This window comes from Marichromatium bheemlicum (assembly GCF_012276755.1).
GTDB lineage: Bacteria > Pseudomonadota > Gammaproteobacteria > Chromatiales > Chromatiaceae > Marichromatium > Marichromatium bheemlicum.
The window spans coordinates 155566-179697 of sequence record NZ_JAAXKX010000003.1; the positions used below are offsets into that span (position 1 = coordinate 155566).

The 24132-nt window shown below is 65.9% G+C and carries 17 protein-coding genes; 4 read left to right on the top strand and 13 right to left on the bottom strand.

Annotated features, from left to right (window positions below):
- Positions 1–70: 70 nt before the first annotated feature.
- A complete protein-coding gene (locus HF203_RS03940; protein ID WP_168666774.1) occupies positions 71–526 on the bottom strand; it encodes a DciA family protein in 456 nt (151 codons plus the stop codon).
- Positions 527–727: 201 nt separating this feature from the next.
- Here HF203_RS03940 and HF203_RS03945 point away from each other — a divergent pair, with 201 nt between their 5' ends.
- From HF203_RS03945 to HF203_RS03960, 4 genes are all read left to right on the top strand, one after another.
- Entirely contained in the window at positions 728–1642 is a 915-nt protein-coding gene (locus tag HF203_RS03945) for a M23 family metallopeptidase (protein ID WP_168666776.1), read from the top strand.
- Positions 1643–1801: 159 nt separating this feature from the next.
- Positions 1802–4618, top strand: a complete 2817-nt coding sequence (gene secA, locus HF203_RS03950; protein WP_168666778.1) for a preprotein translocase subunit SecA — start codon at positions 1802–1804, stop codon at positions 4616–4618.
- Between the two features lie 4 nt (positions 4619–4622).
- Positions 4623–5837 carry a bifunctional glutamate N-acetyltransferase/amino-acid acetyltransferase ArgJ gene (gene argJ, locus HF203_RS03955; RefSeq protein ID WP_168666780.1) on the top strand — a complete coding sequence of 405 codons (1215 nt, stop codon included), beginning with the start codon at positions 4623–4625 and terminating at the stop codon, positions 5835–5837.
- Positions 5806–6789 carry a Nudix family hydrolase gene (locus HF203_RS03960; protein ID WP_425483196.1) on the top strand — a complete coding sequence of 328 codons (984 nt, stop codon included), beginning with the start codon at positions 5806–5808 and terminating at the stop codon, positions 6787–6789. The genes argJ and HF203_RS03960 overlap by 32 nt, the downstream gene beginning before the upstream one ends.
- Positions 6790–8024: 1235 nt before the next feature.
- Here HF203_RS03960 and yacG read toward each other — a convergent pair.
- The 12 genes from yacG to mshL all read right to left on the bottom strand — a co-directional run bounded on the left by yacG (position 8025) and on the right by mshL (position 24123).
- Entirely contained in the window at positions 8025–8213 is a 189-nt protein-coding gene (yacG, locus tag HF203_RS03965; protein WP_168666782.1) for a DNA gyrase inhibitor YacG, read from the bottom strand.
- Between the two features lie 3 nt (positions 8214–8216).
- Complete coding sequence (zapD, locus tag HF203_RS03970; protein ID WP_168666784.1) at positions 8217–8984, bottom strand: cell division protein ZapD; 768 nt, start codon at positions 8982–8984, stop codon at positions 8217–8219.
- Between the two features lie 617 nt (positions 8985–9601).
- The gene (locus HF203_RS03975; protein WP_168666786.1) at positions 9602–11578 is read right to left on the bottom strand and encodes an LOG family protein; all 1977 of its coding nucleotides are present in this window, start codon (positions 11576–11578) and stop codon (positions 9602–9604) included.
- Between the two features lie 126 nt (positions 11579–11704).
- Positions 11705–13417 carry a GspE/PulE family protein gene (locus HF203_RS03980; protein WP_168666788.1) on the bottom strand — a complete coding sequence of 571 codons (1713 nt, stop codon included), beginning with the start codon at positions 13415–13417 and terminating at the stop codon, positions 11705–11707.
- Positions 13418–13458: 41 nt separating this feature from the next.
- Complete coding sequence (locus HF203_RS03985; protein ID WP_343043879.1) at positions 13459–14142, bottom strand: prepilin-type N-terminal cleavage/methylation domain-containing protein; 684 nt, start codon at positions 14140–14142, stop codon at positions 13459–13461.
- On the bottom strand, positions 14139–15353 hold the full coding sequence (locus HF203_RS03990; RefSeq protein ID WP_343043880.1) for a type II secretion system protein: 1215 nt from the start codon (positions 15351–15353) through the stop codon (positions 14139–14141). Before HF203_RS03990 ends, HF203_RS03985 begins: the two co-directional genes overlap by 4 nt.
- Positions 15350–16615 carry a type II secretion system protein gene (locus HF203_RS03995; RefSeq protein WP_168666794.1) on the bottom strand — a complete coding sequence of 422 codons (1266 nt, stop codon included), beginning with the start codon at positions 16613–16615 and terminating at the stop codon, positions 15350–15352. Before HF203_RS03995 ends, HF203_RS03990 begins: the two co-directional genes overlap by 4 nt.
- Positions 16612–18825 carry a coiled-coil domain-containing protein gene (locus HF203_RS04000; protein WP_168666796.1) on the bottom strand — a complete coding sequence of 738 codons (2214 nt, stop codon included), beginning with the start codon at positions 18823–18825 and terminating at the stop codon, positions 16612–16614. The genes HF203_RS03995 and HF203_RS04000 overlap by 4 nt, the downstream gene beginning before the upstream one ends.
- Positions 18826–18916: 91 nt before the next feature.
- On the bottom strand, positions 18917–20161 hold the full coding sequence (locus tag HF203_RS04005) for a type II secretion system F family protein (protein WP_168666798.1): 1245 nt from the start codon (positions 20159–20161) through the stop codon (positions 18917–18919).
- A gap of 8 nt (positions 20162–20169) precedes the next feature.
- Positions 20170–21762, bottom strand: a complete 1593-nt coding sequence (locus tag HF203_RS04010; RefSeq protein WP_168666799.1) for an ExeA family protein — start codon at positions 21760–21762, stop codon at positions 20170–20172.
- Complete coding sequence (locus HF203_RS04015; protein WP_168666801.1) at positions 21752–22468, bottom strand: hypothetical protein; 717 nt, start codon at positions 22466–22468, stop codon at positions 21752–21754. Before HF203_RS04015 ends, HF203_RS04010 begins: the two co-directional genes overlap by 11 nt.
- The gene (gene mshL, locus HF203_RS04020) at positions 22465–24123 is read right to left on the bottom strand and encodes a pilus (MSHA type) biogenesis protein MshL (protein WP_168666803.1); all 1659 of its coding nucleotides are present in this window, start codon (positions 24121–24123) and stop codon (positions 22465–22467) included. The genes HF203_RS04015 and mshL overlap by 4 nt, the downstream gene beginning before the upstream one ends.
- Positions 24124–24132 lie beyond the last annotated feature (9 nt).

The window sequence follows — 24132 nt, forward strand, 5'->3', positions numbered from 1 at the left end:
CCCCATCCAATCCTTGACTTGACGACCGGTCGATGCCTCGGCATCGACCGGTCGTTTGCGTTGGTCTCTCTCAGTCGCTCGTGGGCTCGTCCTTGGCGTGGTGTGCCGCGAGACGTCTGAGGGTTGCGGCAAGCTCTGGGTCGTCGAGGTGCTCGGCGGCGGTGCGCAGGTGTTCCACGGTCGCGGCCGACAGCCGCCGTGGTGGGAGCGGTGCGCTGCTGTCAGTACTGGGGCGTAGTGGCGGCCGGGTCTGGATGCGTACGGTGTCGAGATCGGGCGCGGCCAGCGCGGCGCCGAGGTCGCGGGCGAGGAAACGGGCGCGGGTCGCCCAGGCCGGTGAGTCGAGCACCAGCACCAGGGTGGTGTCCTCGAGGTGGGCATCGATGCAGTGCTGCTGCAGCCCGGTCGGGACCCGCTGACGGGCGGCCTCGAGCAGCGCCAGTTCGCGCTGCCGCCGGGCGAGTCGGGCTCGCACCATCGGGTTGTTCCAGAGCAGGTCGTGGATGGCCTTGGGACGATCGGGCATGGCGGGTGGGGCCTGGGGTTGCTGGTCAGGTTTGTGCGCCAGCGACGGTATCCGAGATGTCCATGAAGGCGTGTCGGGGACGTCCGTCTGGTCGCAGTGCGGGAGTCGAGGCGCCACCGGGCCGGCGCAGATGCGATGAAATCGCATCTGCATAGTATAAACTCGCGTCCTCGGGCGTGAGCCAAACCGTAGAGAGAAGCGATGCATCATCTCGATCGAAGTCAGGTCCTGCGTGGGCGGACCATGGTGATCCTGTTGGCCTTGGGGGGCTCGGCGCTCGCCGCCGGCGGGGTCGGCTTCCTGGCCGGTCAGTCCTTGACCCCTCCCGCGCCACCCGCCCCGGCCGTGACCACCGCCTCACCCGTTGCCATCGCCCCCGCCCCCTCCACCACCGAGATCAATGCGCTCGCCGCCCGCCTTGGTGAGATGCAGGCCGAACTGCTGCGGCTCAATGCGCTCGGCGCGCGCCTGGTGCAGATGTCGGGGCTCGATCCCGAGGAGTTCGACTTCGACCGCCCGCCACCACAGGGGGGACCTGCCGAGGGCACGGTGCGCGATTACACCATCAAGGAGTTGGTCAGCGAACTCGGCAGTGTCGCCAATCTCATCGATGATCGTCAGCGCAAGCTCGGGGTGCTCGAAGACGTGGTGATGGAGCGTGGTCTCCAGGCCCAGGCGCTGCCGACCAACTGGCCGGTCAAGTCTGGCTACATCACCTCTAATTTCGGCTATCGGGTGCATCCGACCCGCAAGGTGCGACTGTTCCACAGTGGCGTCGATTTCGCCAGCCCGCGCGGGACTCCGATCGCCGCCGCCGCTGACGGGGTGGTGACCTTCAGTGGTCGGCGCAACGGCTATGGCCGGGTCGTCGATATCCGACACGTGGACGGGTTGGTCACTCGCTACGCCCACAACAGCAAGAACCTGGTCGAGGAGGGGCAACTGGTGCGCAAGGGCCAGAAGATCGCCACCGTCGGCTCCTCCGGGGTGGCCACCGGCCCGCACGTGCACTTCGAGGTCCTCAAGGACGGCGAGCCGGTCGATCCCATGGGGTATCTCGGCAAGACGCCCAAGCGCACCCTGGCCGCTGCCGGTGCCGGACGCAGCGGCGGCTGACGCGCACTGCCCGTCCCCATCGCTCGGGTGCGTCATGCGTCGCCTCACCTCGAACGGTGTGCCCTTGCTGGCGGCTGACGCCGTTCCGGTGGGGCCGCAACGGTCAAGTAAATCCGGTACAATTCCCCGATTTTCCTAGGATAGGTTTCAGTCAATTCGATGGTCACTCAACTGCTCAAGAAGGTCTTCGGCAGCCGCAACGACCGCCTGGTCAAGTCGCTGCTGAAATCGGTCGCGAAGATCAATGCACTCGAACCCGAGCTCGAGCGGTTGTCGGACGAGGCGCTCGCGGCCAAGACGACCGAGTTTCGTGAGCGGCTGGCCGGCGGCGAAGCCCTCGACGCGCTCCTCCCCGAGGCCTTCGCGGTGGTGCGCGAGGCCGGCCGCCGGGTGCTCGGCATGCGCCACTTCGACGTCCAGATGGTCGGTGCCATGGTGCTCAACGACGGCAAGATCGCCGAGATGCGCACCGGTGAGGGCAAGACCCTGGTGGCAACGCTCGCTGCCTATCTCAACGCGCTGCCCGCCAAGGGTGTGCACGTGGTGACCGTCAACGACTATCTGGCGCGTCGCGATGCGGCCTGGATGGGGCGCCTCTATCACTTCCTCGGGCTCTCGGTGGGCGTGATCAATTCCTCCGGGGGCACGGGGCCGGATTCGGCCTCCTACCTGCTCGATCCGGACTATGTACCGACCGGTGATACGGGCTACCGCCATCTGCGCCCGGTCACCCGGCGCGAGACCTATGCCGCTGACATCACCTACGGCACCAACAACGAGTACGGTTTCGACTACCTGCGCGACAACATGGCCTTCTCGGCCGAGCAGCGGGTCCAGCGCGACCCCTTCTACGCCATCGTCGACGAGGTCGACTCGATCCTCATCGACGAGGCGCGTACCCCGCTGATCATCTCCGGCCCCTCGGACGGCAACACCGAGCTCTACAACCAGGTCAATACCCTGATCCCGCGCCTGACCCGTCAGGCGCCGACCACCAACGAGGACGGTCAGCCCGATTTCGGCCCTGGTGATTACTCGGTCGACGAGAAGATGCGCCAGGTCTATCTCAGCGAGGAAGGGCACGAGCGCGTCGAGCAGATGCTCGTCGAGTCCGGGCTGCTCGATGCCGGCGCCAGCCTCTACGACCCCGGCAACATCGCGCTGATGCACCATGTCTACGCGGCGCTGCGAGCCCATGCCTTGTTCCAGAAGAACGTCGACTACATCGTGCGTGACGGTCAGGTGGTCATCGTCGACGAGTTCACTGGCCGCACCATGCCGGGGCGGCGCTGGTCGGAGGGGCTGCATCAGGCGATCGAGGCGAAGGAGGGCGTGGCCATCCAGCCCGAGAACCAGACCATGGCCTCGATCACCTTCCAGAACCTGTTCCGGCTCTACCCCAAGCTCTCGGGTATGACCGGCACCGCCGACACCGAGGCCTACGAGTTCCAGCAGATCTACGGGCTCGAGGTGGTGGTGATCCCCACCAACAAGCCGATGGTGCGCGACGATCGTGGTGACCTGGTCTATCTCACCCAGGAGGAGAAGTACCAGGCGATCATCGAGGATGTGCGCGACTGCGTCGAGCGTGGCCAGCCGGTGCTGGTCGGTACCGCCTCGATCGAGACCTCCGAGCTGGTCGACCGGCTGCTCACCAAGGAGGGCCTCGAGCACCAGGTGCTCAACGCCAAGCAGCACGAGCGCGAGGCGGGCATCATCGCCCAGGCCGGGCGCCCCGGCGCGGTGACCATCGCCACCAACATGGCCGGTCGAGGCACCGACATCGTCCTCGGCGGCAACCTCGAGGCCGAACTCGAGGCCGCCGGTCCCGATGCCGACGTCGCCGCGTTGCGCGCCGACTGGGAGCAGCGCCATGCAACGGTGCGCGAGGCCGGCGGTCTGCACGTGATCGGCACCGAGCGCCACGAGTCGCGGCGGATCGACAACCAGCTGCGCGGCCGTTCCGGGCGCCAGGGCGATCCGGGCTCGACCCGCTTCTATCTCTCGCTCGAAGACAACCTGATGCGCATCTTCGCCTCCGAGCGGGTCGGCGCGCTGATGAAGCGTCTTGGCATGCAGAAGGGCGAGGCGATCGAGCACCCCTGGGTGACGCGCGCGATCGAGAACGCCCAGCGCAAGGTCGAGGGACGCAACTTCGACATCCGCAAGCAGCTGCTCGAGTATGACGACGTCGCCAACGACCAGCGCAAGGTGATCTATCGTCAGCGCCGCGAGCTGATGGACGTCAACGACATCAGCGAGACCGTCGTTGCGATGCGCGCCGACGTCCTCACCGAGCTGGTCAACGGCTACATCCCGCCCGAGAGCTTCGAGGAGCAGTGGGACCTGCCCGGTCTCGAGCAGGCCCTGACCGAGCACTTCGGTGGCGAGTGGCCGATCCGGCGCTGGCTCGAGGAGGACGACTCGCTCCATGAGGAGACGCTGCGCGCACGCATCGCCGCGACCCTGGAGGGGTACAACACCGAGAAGGAGCAGCTCATCGGCGCCGACAACATGCGCCAGCTCGAAAAGGCAGTGATGCTGCAGACGCTCGATACCCTGTGGAAGGAGCATCTCGCCGCGATGGACTATCTGCGCCAGGGCATCCATCTGCGCGGCTACGCGCAGAAGAACCCCAAGCAGGAGTACAAGCGCGAGGCCTTCGAGATGTTCTCGGCGATGCTCGAGGCGATCAAGCAGGAGGTGGTCGGTACCCTGGCCAAGCTACAGGTCCAGACCGCCGCCGATCTGCCCGAGCGTGAGCGTGCGCCGCGCGCCGACTTCGAGTTCAAGCACGAGACCTTCGCCGGACTCGACGAGGGACGGACCGAGGAGGCCAAGGACGGTGGCGCCGCGGCGCCTCAGACACCGTCCGAGGCGCCCTATGTCCGTGATGGCCGCAAGGTCGGACGTAACGAGCCTTGCCCCTGCGGTTCGGGCAAGAAGTACAAACAGTGTCATGGCAAGGCGAGCTGAGACGATGAGTAGCCCCGATGTAATCGATTTCCTCCCGATCCCCGGTATCCGTCTCGGCGCTGGCGCCGCCGGTATCCGCTATCAGGGGCGTGACGACCTGGTGGTGATGGAGCTGGCCGAGGGGACGACCTGCGCCGCGGTGTTCACCCGCAACGCCTTTTGCGCCGCCCCGGTGACCCTGGCGCGTCGCCACCTTGCGACCGCGGCGCCACGCTATCTGCTGATCAACTCGGGTAATGCCAACGCCGGTACCGGTCGACCCGGTCTGGAGGCGGCGCAGGCGAGCTGTGGCGCGCTCGCCGGGCTCGCTGGCTGTGGCGTCGAGCAGGTGCTGCCCTTCTCCACCGGGGTGATCGGCGAGCACCTGCCGGTCGAGCGCTTCAGCACCGCGTTGCCGGGGTTGTTGCCGGGACTCTCGGCCGATGGCTGGGGCGCGGCCGCGCACGCGATCATGACCACCGACACCTTCCCCAAGCTGGTCTCGCGCCGCTTCCAGTGCGGCGGGCGCACCGCGACCCTCACCGGGATGGCCAAGGGTTCGGGGATGATCTGTCCGGACATGGCGACCATGCTCGCCTTCGTGGCCACCGATGCGGCGGTCACCGCCGAGGTGTTGCAGCAGGCGCTGCAGACGGCGAGTGACCGTTCCTTCAACGCGATCAGTGTCGACGGTGATACCTCGACCAATGACGCCTGCGTGCTCGCCGCCACCGGCGCACTCGGCAACGCCACGGTCAGCGACCCCGAGAGTGCCGATGCGGTGGCCCTGCAGGAGGCGCTGGAGGCCGTCTGTACCGAGCTGGCTCGAGACATCGTCAAGGATGGTGAGGGTGCCACCAAGCTGGTCACCATCGCCGTCGAGGGCGCGCGCGACTGGCACGAGGCGCGTCGGGTCGGTTACACCATCGCCCACTCGCCGCTGGTCAAGACCGCGCTCTTTGCCTCCGACCCCAACTGGGGGCGGATCCTCGCTGCGATCGGGCGCGCCGGGGTCGAATCGCTCGATATCGACCGGGTGCAGGTCTGGCTCGGTGATGTGGCGATCGTGCGCGACGGCGGGCGTGCCGCCGACTACGAGGAGGCCGCCGGCGCCGCGGTGATGGCCGAGTCCGAGATCCTCATCCGTGTCGACCTCGGCCGCGGCGAGGCTGAGGCCAAGGTGCTCACCTGTGATCTGTCCTACGACTATGTCCGCATCAACGCCGAGTACCGCAGCTGAGCGCGATCCCACCGAGATCCACGTCATGGTCGGCGCCATCGCCGACCCCGACGGCCGGGTCCTGATCAGTCGTCGCCCCGAGGGGGTGCACCAAGGGGGACTGTGGGAGTTCCCCGGTGGCAAACTCGAGGCCGACGAGTCGCCGACCATGGGGCTTGCCCGTGAACTCGACGAAGAACTCGGTATCCGTGTCGAGTGCAGCCGACCGCTGATCCGGGTGCGCCATCACTACGGCGATCGGCGGGTGTTGCTCGATGTCCACCGGATCGAACGCTATGTTGGCGTACCCGAGGGGCGCGAGGGTCAGCCGCTCGACTGGGTCCATCCCGAGGCGATGGATCCCGCCGACTTCCCCGCCGCCGATCGGCCGATCATCACCGCGCTGCGTCTGCCGCCGCTGATGCTGATCACCGGGGCCGACCCCGAGCACACCGAGCCGTTTCTGCGCCGGCTCGACCGTGCGCTGGAGGATGGCGTACGGCTGGTCCAGCTGCGTGCGCACGCGCTCGGTGCCGACGACTATCGCGCGCTGGCCGAACAGGCGTTCGTGCGCTGCGAACGCCAGGGTGCCAAGCTGCTCCTCAATCGTGCCCCGGAGGAGGTCGCCGGGGTGCCGCGTCACGGTCTGCACCTGGGCTCGAGCCTGCTCGCGCGGCTGGGCACGCGTCCCGGTGCCCCGGGCGAGTTGGTCGGCGCCGCTTGTCACGATGTCGTCGAACTCGATCGTATCGCCACCCTCGGGCTCGACTACGCGCTGCTCTCTCCGGTCAAGGAGACGGCCTCCCATCCCGGTGCGCCGGCCCTCGGCTGGTCGCGTTTCGCTGCCATCACCGCCAGTGCCAATGTCCCGGTCTACGCCCTCGGCGGCATGACCCGCACCGACCTCGACACCGCCTGGAACCTCGGCGCCCAGGGCATCGCCGCCATCCGCGGGCTGTGGCCCGGCGACTAGCTTTCAGCCGCCAGCGGATTGAACCGCAAAGCCGCAAAGGGCGCGAAGAGAAGAAGGGCTTCCAGCTGCCAGCCTCGAGTGAGGAGGCTGGATCGTCTTGTGCCGCCATAGTTGTCTGCAAACCCAAACTTCAGGCTGCTCGCTGAAGGTCGGTCAGTGTCTTTGCGACCTTGGCGTCTTCGCGCTTCAAGCGCACGCAGGCGCCGGGCACGCTGCGCTTTGCCCGGCCTACGGGACGGGTCGCTGTTGGCCGGGAATCGACCGTCATCCACGCCCCAAAAACCCTTCGTGTCCTTGGTGTCTTCGCGGTTCGAGTCAGCTTCCAGCGACCAGCCGCCAGCGGATTGAACCGCAAAGCCGCAAAGGGCGCGAAGAGAAGAAGGGCTTCCCGCTGCCAGCCTCCAGTGAGGAGGCTGGATCGTCTTGTGCCGCTGCGGTTGACTGCAAACCCACTTTGAAGGCCGCTTGCTGAAGACCGGTCACTGTCTTTGCATCCTTGGCGTCTTCGCGGTTCGAGTCAGCTTCCAGCGACCAGCGGCCAGCGCGATTGAACCGCAAAGCCGCAAAGGGCGCGAAGAGAAGAAGGGCTTCCCGCTGCCAGCCTCCAGTGAGGAGGCTGGATCGTCTTGTGCCGCCGCAGTTGACTGCAAACCCTCTTTGAAGGCCGCTTGCTGAAGACCGGTCACTGTCTTTGCATCCTTGGCGTCTTCGCGGTTCGAGTCAGCTTCCAGCGACCAGCCGCCAGCGGATTGAACCGCAAAGCTGCAAAGGGCGCAAAGAGAAGAAGGGCTTCCAGCTGCCAGCCTCCAGTGAGGAGGCTGGATCGTCTTGTGCCGCCGCAGTTGACTGCAAACCCACTTTGAAGGCCGCTTGCTGAAGACCGCTCACTGTCTTTGCATCCTTGGCGTCTTCGCGGTTCGAGTCAGCTTCCAGCGACCAGCCGCCAGCGCGATTGAACCGCAAAGCCGCAAAGGGCGCGAAGAGAAGAAGGGCTCCCAGCTGCCAGCCTCCAGTGAGGAGGCTGGATCGTCTTGTGCCGCCGCAGTTGACTGCAAACCCAGACTTCAGGCTGCTCGCTGAAGGTCGGTCAGTGTCTTTGCGACCTTGGCGTCTTAGCGGTTTAATCCCGCTGGCCGCTGGCCGCTGGCCGCTGGCCGCTGGCCGCTGGCCGCTGGCCGCTGGCCGCTGGCCGCTGGCCGCTGGCCGCTGGCCGCTGGCCGCTGGCCTGGGCCGATTCAATGTTCCGGCGATGTCTGCTGGGGCGGGGTCTCGGGGTCGGTCGGTTCGCTGATGCGGTGGTTCTCGTTGAACCACTCGCCGAGGTCGATGAGGCGGCAGCGCTCGCTGCAGAAGGGACGCCAGGGCGATTGCTCGCTCCACTCGACGGGGGTGGAGCAGGTCGGGCAGGGGACGGTGATGGGCATGATTCAGAAGATACAGCAGGTCAGTCGGAAGGGGATGTCGTCGCTGGTCTGAGCCGGATGATCCTCGCTCTCGATGGCCATGAAGCGAATGCTGAAGCGGTTCTTGTGGCCGCTGACCTCGGGATAGAGGCCACTGTTGGCCTCGATGCCGATACGCACCAGCTGGGGCGGGGCCTGGGTCTCGAGTGCCTCCTGGTAGAACCCTCCCTCGGCAAGGATCTGGCGTGCTGGAGCGCTGGCACGCACCAGCGAGAGGATCAGCGCGATCGCCTGATGGGCCGGGCGCAGGTCGACGAGCCATTGGGCAAGGCGTTGCTGGCGCTGCTCCGGTGGTTGCAGCAGCCAGTGATGGAGCTGCGGCAGGTCGAAGCTGCAGCTGCCACCGGGGATGCTGTTGCGCTGGGCCACGGCCTTGAGGAAGCCATCCTCGCGGGCGATCTGACCGATCGGGCCATCGGTGCCGAGCACGGCGGCATGTGCGCGTTCCAGATCGTTGACCACGCGCTGTAGCGCACTGGGGTCGACGCCGGGTCGCGAGGCGATGCGGCGCAGGCCCTCGAGGGTGCGGTCGAGCTCCTTGAGCAACTCGTTGCGGACATCGGCGCGGGCGGTGATGGCGACGATCTCGATCAGGGTCTCGAGTGCGGCGCGCGTTGCCCAGTCCTCGGGCTGGGGGGCGAAGTGGTCGAAGCGCTCGAATAGGTGCTCGAGCCGGAGGAAGGTCCGGGCGCGTTCGTTGAGCGGATGTTCGAAGGTCAGGACTGTCGGCACGGCGGATGTCTCGGGATCAACTCGACCCTTGGCTCGCGGTGGTCATCGCGCTTGGCGATGCCCCGGCTGACATTGACCACCGACGCCCGTCGGGCGTCGGCCCCTCGCTCGATTGTGCGGCTTTTGTTCACAGAAGTCACGGGGGGATCGGGCTATGGCCGACAGCCGCCGAGATTGAACCGCAAAGCCGCAAAGGGCGCGAAGAGAAAAAGGACTCCCAGCCGCCAGCCTCCAGTGAGGAGGCTGGATTGTCTTGTGTCGTCGCAGTTGACCGCAAACCGACACTGGAGGCTGCTTGCTGAAGGTTGGTCGGTTGGTCGCTTTCTTTGTGTCCTTGGCGTCTTCGCGGTTCAACCCGCTAACGGCCGCCTGGTGGCGATGTTGGGTTGCCCGTCCTGGAGTCCCAAGGATTCGTCGATCGGTGGTGTATGGGCAACCCAACCTACGGGCTGGCGGCTGACCGCTGGGGGCACTTCTCTCCTTTGCGCCCTTGGTGTCTTTGCGGTTCGAATCAGCTTCCAGCGATCAGCATCCAGCCTCCAGTCGGGGAGGCTGGTGTGCATGATCGGCGATTGGTGGGCAAGACGGTATCTTCGCGGTGCAATCTCTGCCGTTTCTCAACCCAGCCGCAACGCCTGCTTGTAGAACCTGGGCACGGCGTCGGGGTCGCTGGTCATGAGGATGTCGTCGAGCAGCCAGTGCGGCATCCGCCCTTGTTCGGCCATGTGCGCGAGCTGGGTCTGCAGGCCCTCCCAATAAAAGCCATCGCCGCTGCCGTCGAAGAACACCAGGGGGCCGGACTCGATCACCCCGAGCTTCATGTCGGTGAGGGTCAGGCCGATCTCCTCGAGGGTGCCGACGCCACCGGTGAGGAAGATGTGGAAGCTGGCGATCTCAAACCAGCGCTGGCGTGATTGCCGACTGCGGCTCTGGAAGGTCTGATAGAAATCAGCGCTGTCGTTGGGCTTTTGATCGATGGTCTCGATGAAGCTCGAGCCGACCATCAGCCCCATGTCGTGGGCGACATCGGTGACCTGTTGCATGGCCCCAGGGCCGCCACCGGTGAGGATGCTGATGTCGTTGCCGAAGAGTCCGCGCAGGTTGGTGAGCAGGCGTTCGACCTGGCTCACGCCGTGGGCATTGAGCGGCTTGGTCGAGCCGTAGATGGCGAAGACCAGGGAGTCGTGGAAGCGCGCGACGTTCTCCGGCGCGGTGAAGTAGCCGCGCAGCCCACGGAAGACGTGCTTGACCACGTGTCCACGAGCGTCGTTGCACCAGAACACCTCGACCCCGAGCCCCTCGTAATCGGCCAGCCGGCCATGGTCGCGAGCCGAAAGAAAGTGCCCGTGCTCGAACGAGGCACGGCGGAAGATGATCCGACCGATGCGTTGGCGGAGTGCTGCGGCGCAGATCTCGGTGTGCTCGATGAGGTTGGGGAAGTAGCCCAGCAGCAGGGTGGCGCGGGCGCCATCGGGTAGCTCGGAGAGCACGCGGGTGCCGCACTCGGCGCGGGTGTCGAGCTTGAGCCCCTCGGCCACCAAGCCCGCGGCGAGTTCGGTACCGCTGCGTGGGTCGGGTGGGGTCTGCGGCTGGGTCCAGATGTGCTCGGGCCCGTCACCGTCGAGCAGCCGCTCGGGGACATAGCTGATTGCCATCATGCGGTGCGAGTAGTGGTCGCGGTTGGCGCCGCTCTCGAGGCGTTCAAAGACCGTTTTGAGGGTGTCGAACTCGGGGTCTGGACGCGGCTCGGCCTTACCTAGGCGGCTGGGGCCACCGTGCCAGTAACGGCGCTTGGGTTCGAGTGCGATTGCCTCGTGGACGGTGGCGGCGACGCTGGGATTGATGATGAGCTGATCGGAGCGGTTGATGAACTCGAGATAGATGTTGGTGCCGCGGGTCGAGATCGGGTCGAGCACCGTGGCCTGCAGGTGCAGTCCCAGCGCCTCGTCGAGGTTGCGCAGCACCACGTAGTGACGGTGCAGGAACATCGAGCAGGCCGTGACCAGGCCATCGTGCGGGGGCAGTTCGATGTGATCGATTGGTTTGCGGATCTGCAGCCGATTGAGGAGGTCCTTGCCATCGGCGTGGGTGGCGATGGCGGTGACCTGCTCGATGCTGAGTGGCTGGGCGAAGTGGAAGATCTGGTGCTGTGGGCGCAGGATCAGATAGCCGTTGCTGTCGATCGAGAAGCCGGCGGGCACCTGGATGGCGTTGTCGCGGATCAGGCGATGGATCTCGGTCGAATCGAGTCGGGTGTCCTCGGGGCAGAACACCAGTCGTCCGACCCGCAGCCCGGGGACGACGATGTGTTCGAGGTGTTCATCGAGGCCATAGGAGGCGATTGCGGCAACGATGTGCAGGCGCAGGTCGCAATAGGTGTGGTCGAAGGTCGGGGCCGGTGCGGCCGGGACGATGTTGATCCCCAACCGCGCCAGTCGGCTGCGCGCGGCGAACAGCAGCTCGGACTCACGCCCGGCGACCCGGGCGCGGAACTCGGGACTGAGCGCAAAGCGCGCCTCGATCAGGAATCCCTCGTCGGTGCGCTCGACGACCTTGGTGATCCAGCCGTCGCTGGTCTGTGGAGTGGCGTACATGGCAGCGTCCTGAATCGATGGTGTCAGGTAAAGCGACCCGGTCGATGGTACGCCTCCATGCTGGCCCACGCGACCGGTCGCGCGTGACCGGGCGGTGACGGTGAGATGACCCGTGAGCGGTCCGGTTCAATCCCCAGATTGGGTCAGTGTCTCCATAAACTGTGGTCCGAACAGCCGACGCAGCTCCTCGCGACTGGTCTGGCCGGTGGTCAGTCGCTGCAGCGCGACCTCGCGCATCGCCACGTAACGTCCGGGGCGCTCGAGCATCTCTGCGCCACCGCGTGGTGCGCCCTCGCCGATCCAGTGAGCCAGGGCCTCGTCGATCAGCAGTAGCTCGTAGACCAGCACCCGGCCGTGATAGCCGGTGTGGCGGCACTGTGGGCAGCCGACGCCGCGATACAGCGGCTCGCCGCGCTCGGCCAGGTCGCGTGCGAAGTCGTCGCCGAGATCGGGTTGACGACAGTGCTCGCAGAGTCGGCGGGCGAGGCGCTGGTTGACGACCCCGATCAACGACTCGGCGATGGTGGGGGTGGGGATGTCGAGGGTGCGCAGTCGGTTGATGACGGCGAAGACCCCGTTGACGTGTAGTGTCGAGAGTACCAGGTGGCCGGTCTCGGCCGCGCGCATCGCCGCCTCGGCCGTCTCACTGTCGCGAATCTCGCCGACCAGCATGATGTCCGGGTCGTGGCGCAGGAAATGGGTGATGGCCTGGTCGAAGCTGTAGCCGGCGCGACGGTTGACCTGGGTCTGGGTGGCGAAGGGCAGCGAGTACTCGATCGGGTCCTCGACGGTGATGATGTTCTTGCCCGTGAGCCCCTGACCACGCAGCCCGGCATAGAGGGTGGTGGTCTTGCCCGAGCCGGTGGGGCCGGTCATGAGGATGATGCCGTGGGGCTGTTCGAAGAGGTCCTGGAGCAGCGGCAGATGCACTGGCAGGAAGCCGAGTTCGTCGAGCCCGCTGATATAGGCCCCGGTGGGCAGCAGACGCAGCACCACGTTCTCACCGTGCGGGGTGACCACGGTGGAGACGCGGACGTCGTAGGTGTCGTCGTTGACGGTGGTGGTGAAGCGCCCGTCCTGCGGCAAGAGGCTGTCGGCGATGTCCATGCCGGCGCGCACCTTGATCGCGGCGGTCAGCCGCGCCAGCACCGGCTCCATGCAGTAGACCGGCAGCAGCACTCCGTCGATGCGGAAGGAGAGATGGATCGAACGGGCCTCGGGCTGGATGTGGATGTCGGTGGCGCGTTCGGCCACGGCATAGTGGAGGATGCGCGCGAGCAGGGTGTCGGTCGAGAGGGTGTTCTGCTGGTCGAGCCGGAGCTTCTCGTACTCCTGCACGAAGGCCCGCTCGAGCGCCGCTGACTCGTCGCCGGCGAGCTGCGCGATGAGCTTGGGGACGGCGGAGAACTCGGTCTGCAGCAGCCGGACCCGCATCCCGGTGCGCCGGTCGATCAGCGCCATCAGTCGCTGTGGGTCGGCGTTGCCCATCGCCACCCGCAGCTCGCCGTCGACCACGTCGATGGGGCACATGCCGTGGTTGAGACAGAGTTCGCGGCGGAACAGCTCCCCGACCTCCTCGCTCGGTGGCGGTAATGCCTCGAACGGGCAGTAGGGCAGGTCGTATTGCACCGCCAGGCAGCGCGCCACCTCCTGTTCGGTGACCAGCCCGAGCCGGATCAGCAGGGCGCCGAGTGGCTCGCCGCTGACGCGTTGCTTCTGTAGCGCATAGACGATCTGCGAGCGGTTGACCGCGCCACTGGCCAGGAGCTGTTCACCGAGCAGTGGGCGCTTGCGCTGGATGGGGCCTGGTGGGGTATTGGAGACGATATCGGCGGGCATGGTGCGGGCAGGGCTCTCTTACGGTTCGGGTTCGGGCCGGGTCAGTTGCAGTCCATCGAGACATAGACGGTGAGGGTGGCGATCTGGGCCTCGTCAGTGGCGGTGTTGTCCAGACTCCACGTCTTGCTTGCGGCGGTGGTTTCGGCGGCTGTCCCTTTTTGGCGCACGCAGCCGAAACGCGCATCGACCAACCCATCCTTCTGGGCGTCGATCATCCGTGCCAGGTCGGGGGTGACCCGCTCTAGGATCATCACGTTGTGGGTGTCGACGCGATAGCTGCCGATCGCGCCGTCGGGGACGGCCCAGTCGAGGGCCTGGAAGCTGACCTCTATGTCCTGCGGGTTACCGTTGCTGTCGAGATAGCCGTAGTGGGTCTCGAAGCCGACCCCGCGCCCCGAGGGCAGGCTGACGCCGGCGGCGAGCATGGCGTTGATCAGCTCTTTGCCCTTGACCGCCGCTCCGCCCCGGTTGATGTGTTTAGTGGGGCTGTCCGGGTCATCGAGCAGGACGTGGCCTTGATCGACCTGATAGCTGCCATAGGCGTTGTGCCAGCCACCGATGAAGATGAAGTCGTTGATCAACTTGACATAGGCGGATTGGCGCATCAGGTCGCCACCGACCTTGACCATGCTGATAAGGATGCCGATCACGATGATCACGACGGAGAGTTCGATCAAGGTGAAGCCGTATTGGCGTGGGCTGTTTGGTCTCGATGATTGCATCATGGTTGGCCGAGGTGGTCGTCGTAGACACCGTGTTGATCCTGGGTGAGGACGTTGTGACTGACAGATTGATAGAGCGGCTTGAGGTGGTTGTCGATGAGATCCTCTAGTTCATCGATACGATCGTCGATGTCGTCGCGCATCTTCTTCTTTTTGGTCAAGGCGATGGCGGTGTCGACGGCGGCACCGGTGGCGACGACGATGGCCCCCGAGGCGAGTGCGATCGCTGAGCTGGTCGCCCCTGCCGTGGTGATCGACGAGGCGATACTGGTTGGGAAGGATGCGATCGCCCCGGCCATGCCTGATGCGGCGGCGGCGATATCTGCAGATGCACCAATGATCTCGTTTTCTGCCAGTTCCTTGCTGATTTTCAGTTGCTGCAGATAGTCGTCAGCGGCGCGCTGAAAGATGACCAATGTCGTCTCGATATTGGGATGGGCGTGCCCTGTTGCCGCGATCACGCCGGTGCAACCCAGACGCTCTCTCAATTCATTGAAATAACGGACATGGACGTGGTCGTCGTTGGTGAAGGTCGTTGCAGTGCTTGGGTGTTCGAAGCCCATCGGCAGGTGCGCATCGTTGGGTGAGTTCAATCCATCGAATACGGATCCGTCGAGGTCACGATCACGGGCGCCTGGGTCGATCAGGGCGTAAGCGACATGCTCCTTGATACTGCGATTCACGACATGAAGATAACGCGCATCGATGCTCTTTGCCGATTGCGCGCTTCCCAGTGCCCAGCAAAAGTCCAGGCTGTTGGCATGCCCGAGGGCCCGCTGTCCGCCTACCGGGTCATGACCGGCGGCGATATAGGGGTAGAAGCGGTCCTTCCGTACGGGGAGTTCGGTGTCCTGAGTCGGCTTGTCAGCGGTGCCGGGCTTGGCATACACCGCGTAACGGAAGTCGAGTTGCCAGGCGTTGCGCAATGGTTGTCCGAGTCCGAGGTCGATGTAGGGGAGGCGCCCGACCATGGCTCCATCGTTCTCTTTGCCATTACCGTCGGTGTCGGCCCAGGGGAGTCGCGCATGGACGAATGCGAATCCCTCGAGGGCGTTATGGACCTCTGCGATTCGCGGGGCGATTTGGGTCTCCTGGGTGGTCTGACGTACGCTCGGCAGCAAGGCGACGACTACCATGATGATCGCGCCGAGCGCCACCATCGATATCGATAGCTCGATGAGCGAGAACCCTCGGTGTGCCTCTTTCTGTGTCACTGGAACCAGCCCTTGTGTTCGATCTCGAGCGCCTTTTCGATGCGTTGATCACGGTCGGTGATGACCGCTTCGAGCAAAGACGATGCCTCTCTCAGTTGCTCTTTTGCGGTGCGTTTGTCTTCAGCGCTGCTTTTGACGGAATCTTTGGCGTCCTTGATCGTGTAAACCGCCATGCCGGCGGAGTAGGCCGTCAACGCCACTGCTGATAAGGCCTCTGGGGACGGCCCGATTCCGGTCTCCGCCAAGCCGATAGCACTGCCTAGGGTGTCGATTACCCCTGCTGCAATGGTGAGGTCCAATGAGGTCTCATTGTGCTTGTGTTGCATGTAACTGATCTCGTAATGGAGGCGGCGGAAGTGCTCGAACCATTGTTGGGTGCGCGCGAGATCCTCGGCGGCAAAGGCATCGCGCGCGCTGGTGTTGATGCGCGAGATCAGTATCGGGCAGTCGAGTAGGGCGCTGAGGGTATTGAAGCCGATCGTGTCGACGCGATCGTCGTAGCGGTCCTCATGCGCCGCAGGTGGGCATCCCGGCTGTTGGGTCTGGCTGGGAGGACAGGCCGGTGAGACATAGGGGGATGCGCGGTTGGCGAGCGCGAGCCTGCCATCTGGGCCGGGGTCGACGAGGGCGGCCGCGACCGGCACGTCGGTGGCGTGGTTCGCCCACGCCTGGACCGCCGGGGGGTGCTGCGCCGGATGCGTTGCGACGGCCTCCTGTGTCAACGCCCGGCAGATATCGAGGCCGTTGCGCAGGTCGGGTGCGGGGATGTCCGTCGCCTTGCCCGCTGGGCGGGCCAGCGGGGTGTCCTTGATATCGCTGTCGATGTCTGGGTGCCACGCCAGCAGCTCGTCCCAGTCGTAGCAGTCCTCGCACGCGTCGTCGGTTGGTGGTAGCAGCGGAGAGAATGCCTCGGGCGGGGCGGTGAGGATCGTTGCCACGGCATAGGTCAGCTCGAAGCCGCTGGGGTTGCGTGGGGGGTGCGTGAGCCCGAGGCTGCGCCAGGGAACCCCGCCTTGAGATGCGCCGGTCCCACAGTCCTCCCTTCCGTCTGCGTCGAGATCTGGACAGGGCAGGCGGTCGTGGCTCACGAGATGACCGACGAGTGCCTGGCGCACCTGTTGTTGATGCCCTGCCGGGCTCTGGGCCTGATTGAGTTCCGCCAGGCCCTGGAGCAAGGGCGGCATTGCGAAGAAGGTCAGGCCGCTGACCACGAGTGCCACGGCCATCTCGAACAGACTGAAGCCCTGCTGTTGCCACTTCATCGCCCGGTCCCCAGTGTATCGGCCTTGCGCAGGATCTCCAGGCCGGCGTCGCGTTGGAAGCTGGGCGGGATCTCTGGCGCCTGGTAGTCGTCGTCCCCACCGTCCTTGATCTCGACGCCGTGTTTTTCCAGGATCTCGGCATTCTTTTCGAGCAGTGCCTCCGGGGTTTGCGGTTGCTTGTCGACACAGGTGCCCGTTCCCGGTTGGTCTTCATCGGGCTGGTACTGCTGCCCCTGTTGTTCGCATCCATAGGAGGCGATTTCACCCTTGGTCTGATTGATCTGCGACTCGATGCGCTCGACCTCCTGCTCGGCCTTGTAGACCTCGGCCGCTGTGGTCGTATAGGCCTCGTGCCTTGATACAAGGGTACTGATCGGTGTCGCCTCCTCCCCCGGGGCGTCTGCGTCGCGCCAGAGTGCGTTGGCCTCCGCGAGGAGTTCGGTGAGCTTGTCCTTGGCTGCATCCCGTTCTGCTATGGCCTCGTCCTTTGCCGCTGAGGTCTGCGTCGATGCCTCCTCCATTTGTTGTTGCTGCTTGATGAAGGCGTCGCGCTGCTCTTCTGGGATCTGGTCGATATCCACCTCCGGGAGCGTGGTAGCCGTACCAGTACTCGATTGCTCGATATCGACGAGACTCAGCTCGGCGGATTTGTAGTTGATGAGGGCATCGGCCAGGGTCTTGGTCTCGGGTTTGGGGGGCGGATCGATATGACAGGTCTGTTGCGCCTCCTCGTAATCGGCGCCGTTCTCGATCTCTTCGCTGAGGCAGTCTTGCTGTTCTTCGTCGAGCGCCTCGGGTTCGGGTGGCTCTTTATCCAGGTCGCCGATGAGGTCCACGAGCGCGGCCTTTCGGGCCTGCTCCGCCTCGGTGTCGGAGGGTAGCGCCTCGATGGCGTTCTCGAGAGTGTCTTTGGCATCCAGCCATGCTGTTTCTGCTTCAGCGGCAGGTACTTGGCTGTCTTTCAATGCTTGTTCTGCGTCTGCCTTTTCGTTGTCGAGTGCTAGGAGCTTGACGTTGAGCGCGGCGATCTCTTTTGTGAAGTTGATTTCAGGGGGGGGGTTGTCATCGCTAATCGAATCCTGTTGGCACAATGCGTTTGCCGCATCGATCTTTGTTTTGATCCGGTCGTAGCGCAGGGTGTAGATGACATAGGCGGCGGTCGTTGCCGCTGAGAGTCCGAGGGCGGTTGCCGACAACCCTTGCGAGACCCCGGCGATGGAGAGCGCGGTGCTGTAGACCGGGATCAGCCCGCAACCGACGAGCACGGCGCAGCTTGCTGTGGCTGCGGTGAGTGCCGTGGTTGCCTTGGCGATTTCCTTGCCCGAGCCGCTGACGGTAATCGCATTGAGCGCGATATCGGCAGCGCTGCGCGCTGTGCCGACCGCTGCAAGTTTGACGCCGAGGTCTGCGTTATCCGCATTATCTGCAGTGAGGTCACAGACCTCTTGCTGAAAGGCCATGCCATCGGCCATCAGGTTGAGGCTGCGTCGCACGATGTCGCAGGTGAGGACGTCCTCGATCTCGGTGAAGCCGCGCACCAGGGTGGCGTCATCGTAGGCATCGCGTACGAGTGGCGTGTCGGGCGAGGCGAATGCCGGAGTGGCGAGATCCGAGTTGATACCGTCGTACGGACCGAGCTGCCCCGTACCCTGTCCGTCGGCATTGAGTCGACCGGGGGCGGCGAGGGCGTAGGCGATATTGCTGGCCCTGCCATCGGCCTCGAGGCTGTGCAGGGCATTGCGTGACACCTCGGTGTCCGATGTGGGGTTGGCGCTATCGAGCGCCATGCAGTAATCGAGTAGGTTGGCGTAAGGGTCGTCGTCGCCCTCGACCTGGGGTGGGGGATAGACCTTGCCATCGCTGTCGGTGGGGCTGAACCTGGAGGTACGCCGCGCCAGGTCATTGCCGCCGCTGCGGTAGACACCATAGAGCAACGGGACCTCGCCGGGGCTGTAGCGGCGTGCCGCCATACCGAGGGTGAGGTAGGGGAGGTAGCCCTTGGCATGGCCGCCGCTGCAGTCCTCTTCGCCGTCGCCATCGCGATCGGGACAGGGCAGGCGGCGTTCGCGCACCATGAACTGCAACAACTGGCGGTCGGCGAGTTCGAGCAACGCCTGGCCCTGGACCTGGGCGTTGCGATCGCGGGTCTGCTGGGTGAGATACATCACCCCCCAGACCGCGCTGGCGGTGAAGGTCAGGATCAGCAGCATCTCCACCAACCCGAAGCCGCGGGCACGCCGATGGTGTCGTGGGCCTGGGGGGTGTTGGGCGGTGCGGTGAGGGGTCATGGTGCGGCCTGGATCAATACATGGAGGTCGTGGTCTGCGAGATCAGCTGGTAGACCGGCAGCAGGAAGACGGCGACCACGAAGATGAAGAAGACGCCGGCGATCGAGATCATCAACGGCTTGAGGATCTCGGCCAACGAATCGACGGTGTGGTGCAGCCGGCGGCGGTATTCCACGGCGAGATAGTCGAGCTGTTCGTCGAGATTGCCCGACTGCTCGCCGACACTCACCAGACGGATCATCAACCGCGGGAAGACGCCGGTGGCCTGAAGCTCGTCGCTGAGCCGACTGCCGTTACGGATACCCTCACGCACCCGCTGCAGATGGCCGCGGTAGTGTGGGTTGTGCATCGCCTCTTCGAGCACCGCCAACGCCTCGCTGAGGTTGACGCCGGCACGGATCAGCAGGCTCAGGTACTCGGTCATGAAGGCCAGCGCCGAGTCGCGGATCAGGCGCCCCGAGATCGGGAGCCGCCACAGTAGCGCGAACATCCGTTGCCGTAGCCAGGCGGTGCGGGTGACGAGCAACAACAGCAGCGTCAGTCCGCCGAGCAACGCCCAGAAACGATCGTGGACGAGGTCGCCGATCCAGCCGGCGACGGCCATCGCCTTGATGGTCAGTGGCGGCAGGTGGGCGTTCATCTGTAGGAACATCTGCTGAATGTTGGGCAGCACGTAGTCGATCCAGAACAGCGCCGCGAGCACCACCACCAGGGTGACGAAGACCGGATAGATCAACGCCTTCTGGACGTCCTGACGGATGCCGCGCACCCGGTTGAGGTGCGCCGCGCCGTCGAGCAGCACCCGATCGAGGTTGCCCGACTGCTCGCCGATAGCGATCAGCGACAGCACAGTCCCGGGGATGATCTCGCGGTGGCGCGCCATCACCGCGCTCAGTGCGCTGCCGCCGCTGACCCCGGTGTGCAGCTCGCTGATCACCCGCGCCATGGCGCTGCGCCGGTTCTCCTCGCGCAACTCGACCAGCGCCTGGTCGATCGGCAGGCCGCAGCGCAGCATCACCCCGAGGTTGTGCAGGAACTCGGCGAGGACCTCGGTCGGTACCGGGCGTCGGCTCATGCTGATGAGCAGATCGATCAGCCCGCTGGCCAGCCCGGGCAGGCGCCACAGCCGCAGCACGGTGTCGTCGTGGCGTTGCTCGATCACCGCACGCGCGGTCAGGGCGTCGCTGAACTGGAACTTCTCGAGCCGCCATCCGGGGCGGCCGAGGTCGTCGGCATAGCGATAGAGGAAATAGTGCATGGCGCGACTCAGGGTGAGGGACAGCTCAGTTGGTAGCGGGTCGGCGGGTCGATCACCCCGCTTGCGGCCAAGCCCCGGGCAGACTGGAAGGCGCGTAGCGCGGCCAGGGTCGAGCGGCCCATGATGCCGTCGACGGCGTCGGGCGCGAGGTGGCCGAGTGCGGCGAGCCGTTCCTGGAGCTGGCGCGCGGCTGGCGAGCGCTCGCCGAAGGTGGGTTGGGTGGCGGCGATCCCGGTGCGATAGAAGGACAGTCGCTCGCCGTCACCGAGGGTGAGCGCAGGCCGCCCTTGACAGTTCTCCGTGATCGTCTCGTGGCTGCGCCAGGCGACCCACATCGGCCCGTCTCCGGCCTCCCCGGCGTCCTCAGTGGCGTCCATGCCGAACAGCGTCGGGTAGGCTGCGATCAGGGCCGCGAGATCGGCGCCGGTCGCATCCGCGACGGCGGGTGACGCCGGCTGCGTGTCGGTGTCAGCGGGGCTGGTCTGGGGGGCGGGCATGGGCATCGCGACATCGGTGTCGATGCTGGCTGCCGGTTCCGTGTCGGTTGTGGTGCCCTGTGGCGCCGTCGCCTCGGCGTCGGTGCTGGGCAGACGCGCACCGAGTGCCGCGAGCTGGGGCATGAGCTGCGTCTCCAGCCAGGGGAGGAGTTGTTGCTGACGGCTCCAGCCGAGTGCGGCGAGCGCACCGAGCAACAGTGTCAGCAGGAGTGCGAGGCGCCAACGCGGGGCGTGCGCGACGGCTGCGCGATGGGTGCGCAGTCCGGTCTCGGTCTCGGCGATGGCGAGCGTCATCAGCCGACGGTCGATGCGGAGTCGTGGTCGCTGCAGCAGGCCGTAGAGACAGCGGTCCATGATCAGGTTGATGCGTCTGGGCAGACCGCCGCTGGCGTGCTGCAGTCGCCGCAACGCCGCGCCTGTCAGGGTGATGCGTTGGGCGGCACCGGCCTGGTCGAGGCGGTTGAGGACATAGCCCCGGGTCTCCGCCCGGTCGAGCGGGGTGAGCTGGACGTGGAGGGTGATGCGGCTGTTGAGTTGGCGCATCTCGAAGCGTCCGAGTAGGTCGAGGATCTCGGGCTGAGCGACCAGTACCACCTGCACCAGCTTGGTGTCGCTGGTCTCGAGGTTGGAGAGCTGGCGCACCAGTTCCAGGGTCGCAGCGTCGAGGTTCTGGGCGTCGTCGAGGATCAACACACAGTTGCGCCCGGCTGCCTGCTCGGCGCTGAAGAAGCGGTGCAGGGCCTCGAAGTAGGGCTGGATACCGAACTGTGGCGGTGGTAGCTCGGCGAGTCCGAAGCCATGATGAATGGCGGCGATCAGCTCACGCTCTTGGGGCACGCCGTGGAGGATCAGTGCAACCCGTTCGCCGGCGCGCTCGAGGTCGTGCATCAGCCGGTGCATCAGCGTGGTCTTGCCGACCCCGACCTCGCCGGTGACCAGCATGAAGCCCTTGCGCCGCTCGATCAGGTGCAGCAGCTCACGATAGCCCTGGTAGGTGCGCCGACTGGGAAAGAAACGGGTGAGGGTCGGGGTCACCGGAAAGGGGTCGGTGTCGAGCCCGAGTTCGTCGAGATAGGGGGGGGCGCCGTTGCGTTCAGTAGCCATAGGCGTGGTGGTACTGCCTGACGTCGGGGTTGTTCGGGTAACGGGTGTAGAGGCGCGCGACCCGTTGCCGGGCCTTGGCGAGTGCGCCCTCGCGCCAGTCGATGGCGGCAAGGTTGAGATTGGCCTCGAGGTCGTCGTCGTCATAGCCGAGCACCTCCAGATAGCCCTGCCGGGCCGCCTCCAGCTCACCGCGGCGCAGCTGCAGGAAGGCGCGCATCCGCACCACCGCCAGGCTGTCCGGGCCGATCATCGCCTCGGCCTGGGCGAGTTGGTGTGCGGCCGCGTCGAGCCGATCGGTCGCGCAGGCGCGGGCGAAGTCGGCGGCGATCTGGCGCATTGCCAATAGCGCCGGGTCGGGGGTGTCGAACAGCGGCGATTCGATCGCCCCGCTGTCGGGCGTCGGCGCCGGGGCGGTTGCCGGCGTCTGCTTGGGTGCCGACAGGGGGGCTGGCGGTTGGTGCGGTGCGCGCGTCACCGTCACCGGAGCCGGAACCGGGGTCGCGATCGCCAGTGACGGCGGTGGCATGGGGCCTGTCAGCTGGCTGCCGACTACTGGCCACAGCAATACGCCGGCGCCAACCAGTGCCACGCCGCCGGTGCCGAGCAGCCAGCCGCGCCGACGCCGCGCGCGCCGCTGCGCGACATCGCCCAAGGCGCTCAGGTGCGGGGCCTCGCGGCTGCGCAGGCCGGTGAAGACCAGGCTCATAGCAGGGTGACGCGCAGCGCGATGACCAGCTCGCGGGCGGTGGTGGAGTGACCATGGCCACCGAACAGGTACTCGACGCCGGGGATCTCGGTGAACGGCGGGATGCCGTCCTTCGAACGACTGCCGGTCTCGCTGATCATGCCGCCGAGGATCACCAGGTCGCCGTCGCGCATGTTCAACGAGGTGGTCATGCCCTTGAAGCTGACCTTGGGCAGCGAGATCGATTGGTCGTTGCCGATGTCGACCGGGTCGGTACTGCCCGGCTCGACCTGGGTCTGCATCGGGTTGATCACCAGGCTGATGGTGCCGTCATCGGCGATGAAGGGGATGACCCCGAGCAGCACGCCGTCGAAGACGTTGCCGGTCTTGGTCTCCCAGGTGCTCTCGGGGTTGTCGGCGGTGCCCAGCGAGGTGCGTGAGACCTCTTTGAGGAAGCTCGAGTTGCTGCCGACGCTGACCAGCGCCGGCTGGGTGTTCTTGACCCGCAGCGAGGGGTTGGAGAGCACGTGGACGTTGCCGAAGGTGCGCAGCAGGTTGACCGCGACGCTATAGCTGTCGTTGCCGGCGACCAGTCCCAGCCCCGGGTTGCCGCTGCCGCCGATGCTGGTGCCGGGGATGGTGATGGCACGCCCGAGACCGCCGTCGTTGGGCAGGGTCGAGTCGATCGAGCCGAGCCCGATGGCCTCGGCGCCGTAGAGTGCGGCGATGTCGTTCTCGAGCTGAGACCAGTTGACGCCGAAGCGGAACTTGTCGCTGAGCTCGACATCGATCAGCTGCGCCTCGATCAGCACCTGGCGCTGCATCACCCGCTTGTAGCGCGAGATCAGGTCCTCGACGGCCTCGAGCTGAGAGGGACGGGCGCGGACGAACAGCACCCCGGTGTTGCGGTTGAGGGTGTAGTGCGGCCTCGTGCTGGTCTCGGGGTCGGTGACGCCCGGGGCGGTGCCGAGGATCACCCCGAGCATGGCCTCGATCTGGTCATAGGGATCGGCGGTATTGGTGTTGCGCCCGTCGAGCTTGAAGCTGCTAGTGATCCCGGAGGAACCGCTGCCGCTGTTGCTGCTACTGCCGATGTCGTTCATGGCGCTGGCGCCGAAGACGTCGCCACCGGCGTTGAAGCTGGCCGTCGAGACGGTCTGCAGGAAGCCGAGGTGGAACACCCGGTTGTCGTGCTCGTAGACCTCGATCAAGCGGTCATTGACCCGCGCCGACATGTCGATCTTGTCGAGCACCACCTGCAGGACCTTGGAGGCGGGCATGTCGCGCAACTCCAGGGTCAGGTAACGCGGCTCGTTGCCGAGCGAGTCGGGTAGCGCCAGACTGAGCTCGGCCTGGCGCGCCACCGCCTGGAGGATGCTGCGCGCGTCGGTGTCCTCCACCACCAGGGTCACGCGGATGGCGTCGAGCGGATTGTAACGTGGTGCGACCGGTGCGGGGGGCGGGGCGATTGAGCGCTCCTCGACCCGTTCCTGCAGCGCGCGCTGCAGGGCGCTGAGCTTGCGCGACTCGGCCACCAGGCGCTCCTGCAGGGCCCGTTGCGACGCCTCGTCGATGTCGGTGGTGCGGTCGAGATCGACCTTGGCCGGACCGGTGCAGCCGGTGGCGAGGAGCAGTGCGCAGGCAATCAGGGGCGCCGTCTTGTTGATCATGTACATGGTTTTCCA

Bases quoted from the DNA above. Each gene is read 5' to 3' on its own strand.
- HF203_RS04000 (WP_168666796.1), bottom strand. From the start codon at position 18,825: ATGCTGCTGATCCTGACCTTCACCGCCAGCGCGGTCTGGGGGGTGATG.
- yacG (WP_168666782.1), bottom strand. From the start codon at position 8,213: ATGCCCATCACCGTCCCCTGCCCGACCTGCTCCACCCCCGTCGAGTGG.
- HF203_RS04015 (WP_168666801.1), bottom strand. From the start codon at position 22,468: ATGAGCCTGGTCTTCACCGGCCTGCGCAGCCGCGAGGCCCCGCACCTG.
- HF203_RS04010 (WP_168666799.1), bottom strand. From the start codon at position 21,762: ATGGCTACTGAACGCAACGGCGCCCCCCCCTATCTCGACGAACTCGGG.
- HF203_RS04005 (WP_168666798.1), bottom strand. From the start codon at position 20,161: ATGCACTATTTCCTCTATCGCTATGCCGACGACCTCGGCCGCCCCGGA.
- HF203_RS03995 (WP_168666794.1), bottom strand. From the start codon at position 16,615: ATGAAGTGGCAACAGCAGGGCTTCAGTCTGTTCGAGATGGCCGTGGCA.
- HF203_RS03940 (WP_168666774.1), bottom strand. From the start codon at position 526: ATGCCCGATCGTCCCAAGGCCATCCACGACCTGCTCTGGAACAACCCG.
- HF203_RS03980 (WP_168666788.1), bottom strand. From the start codon at position 13,417: ATGCCCGCCGATATCGTCTCCAATACCCCACCAGGCCCCATCCAGCGC.
- mshL (WP_168666803.1), bottom strand. From the start codon at position 24,123: ATGTACATGATCAACAAGACGGCGCCCCTGATTGCCTGCGCACTGCTC.
- HF203_RS03985 (WP_343043879.1), bottom strand. From the start codon at position 14,142: ATGATGCAATCATCGAGACCAAACAGCCCACGCCAATACGGCTTCACC.
- HF203_RS03975 (WP_168666786.1), bottom strand. From the start codon at position 11,578: ATGTACGCCACTCCACAGACCAGCGACGGCTGGATCACCAAGGTCGTC.
- HF203_RS03960 (WP_425483196.1), top strand. From the start codon at position 5,806: ATGTCCGCATCAACGCCGAGTACCGCAGCTGAGCGCGATCCCACCGAG.
- HF203_RS03945 (WP_168666776.1), top strand. From the start codon at position 728: ATGCATCATCTCGATCGAAGTCAGGTCCTGCGTGGGCGGACCATGGTG.
- argJ (WP_168666780.1), top strand. From the start codon at position 4,623: ATGAGTAGCCCCGATGTAATCGATTTCCTCCCGATCCCCGGTATCCGT.
- secA (WP_168666778.1), top strand. From the start codon at position 1,802: ATGGTCACTCAACTGCTCAAGAAGGTCTTCGGCAGCCGCAACGACCGC.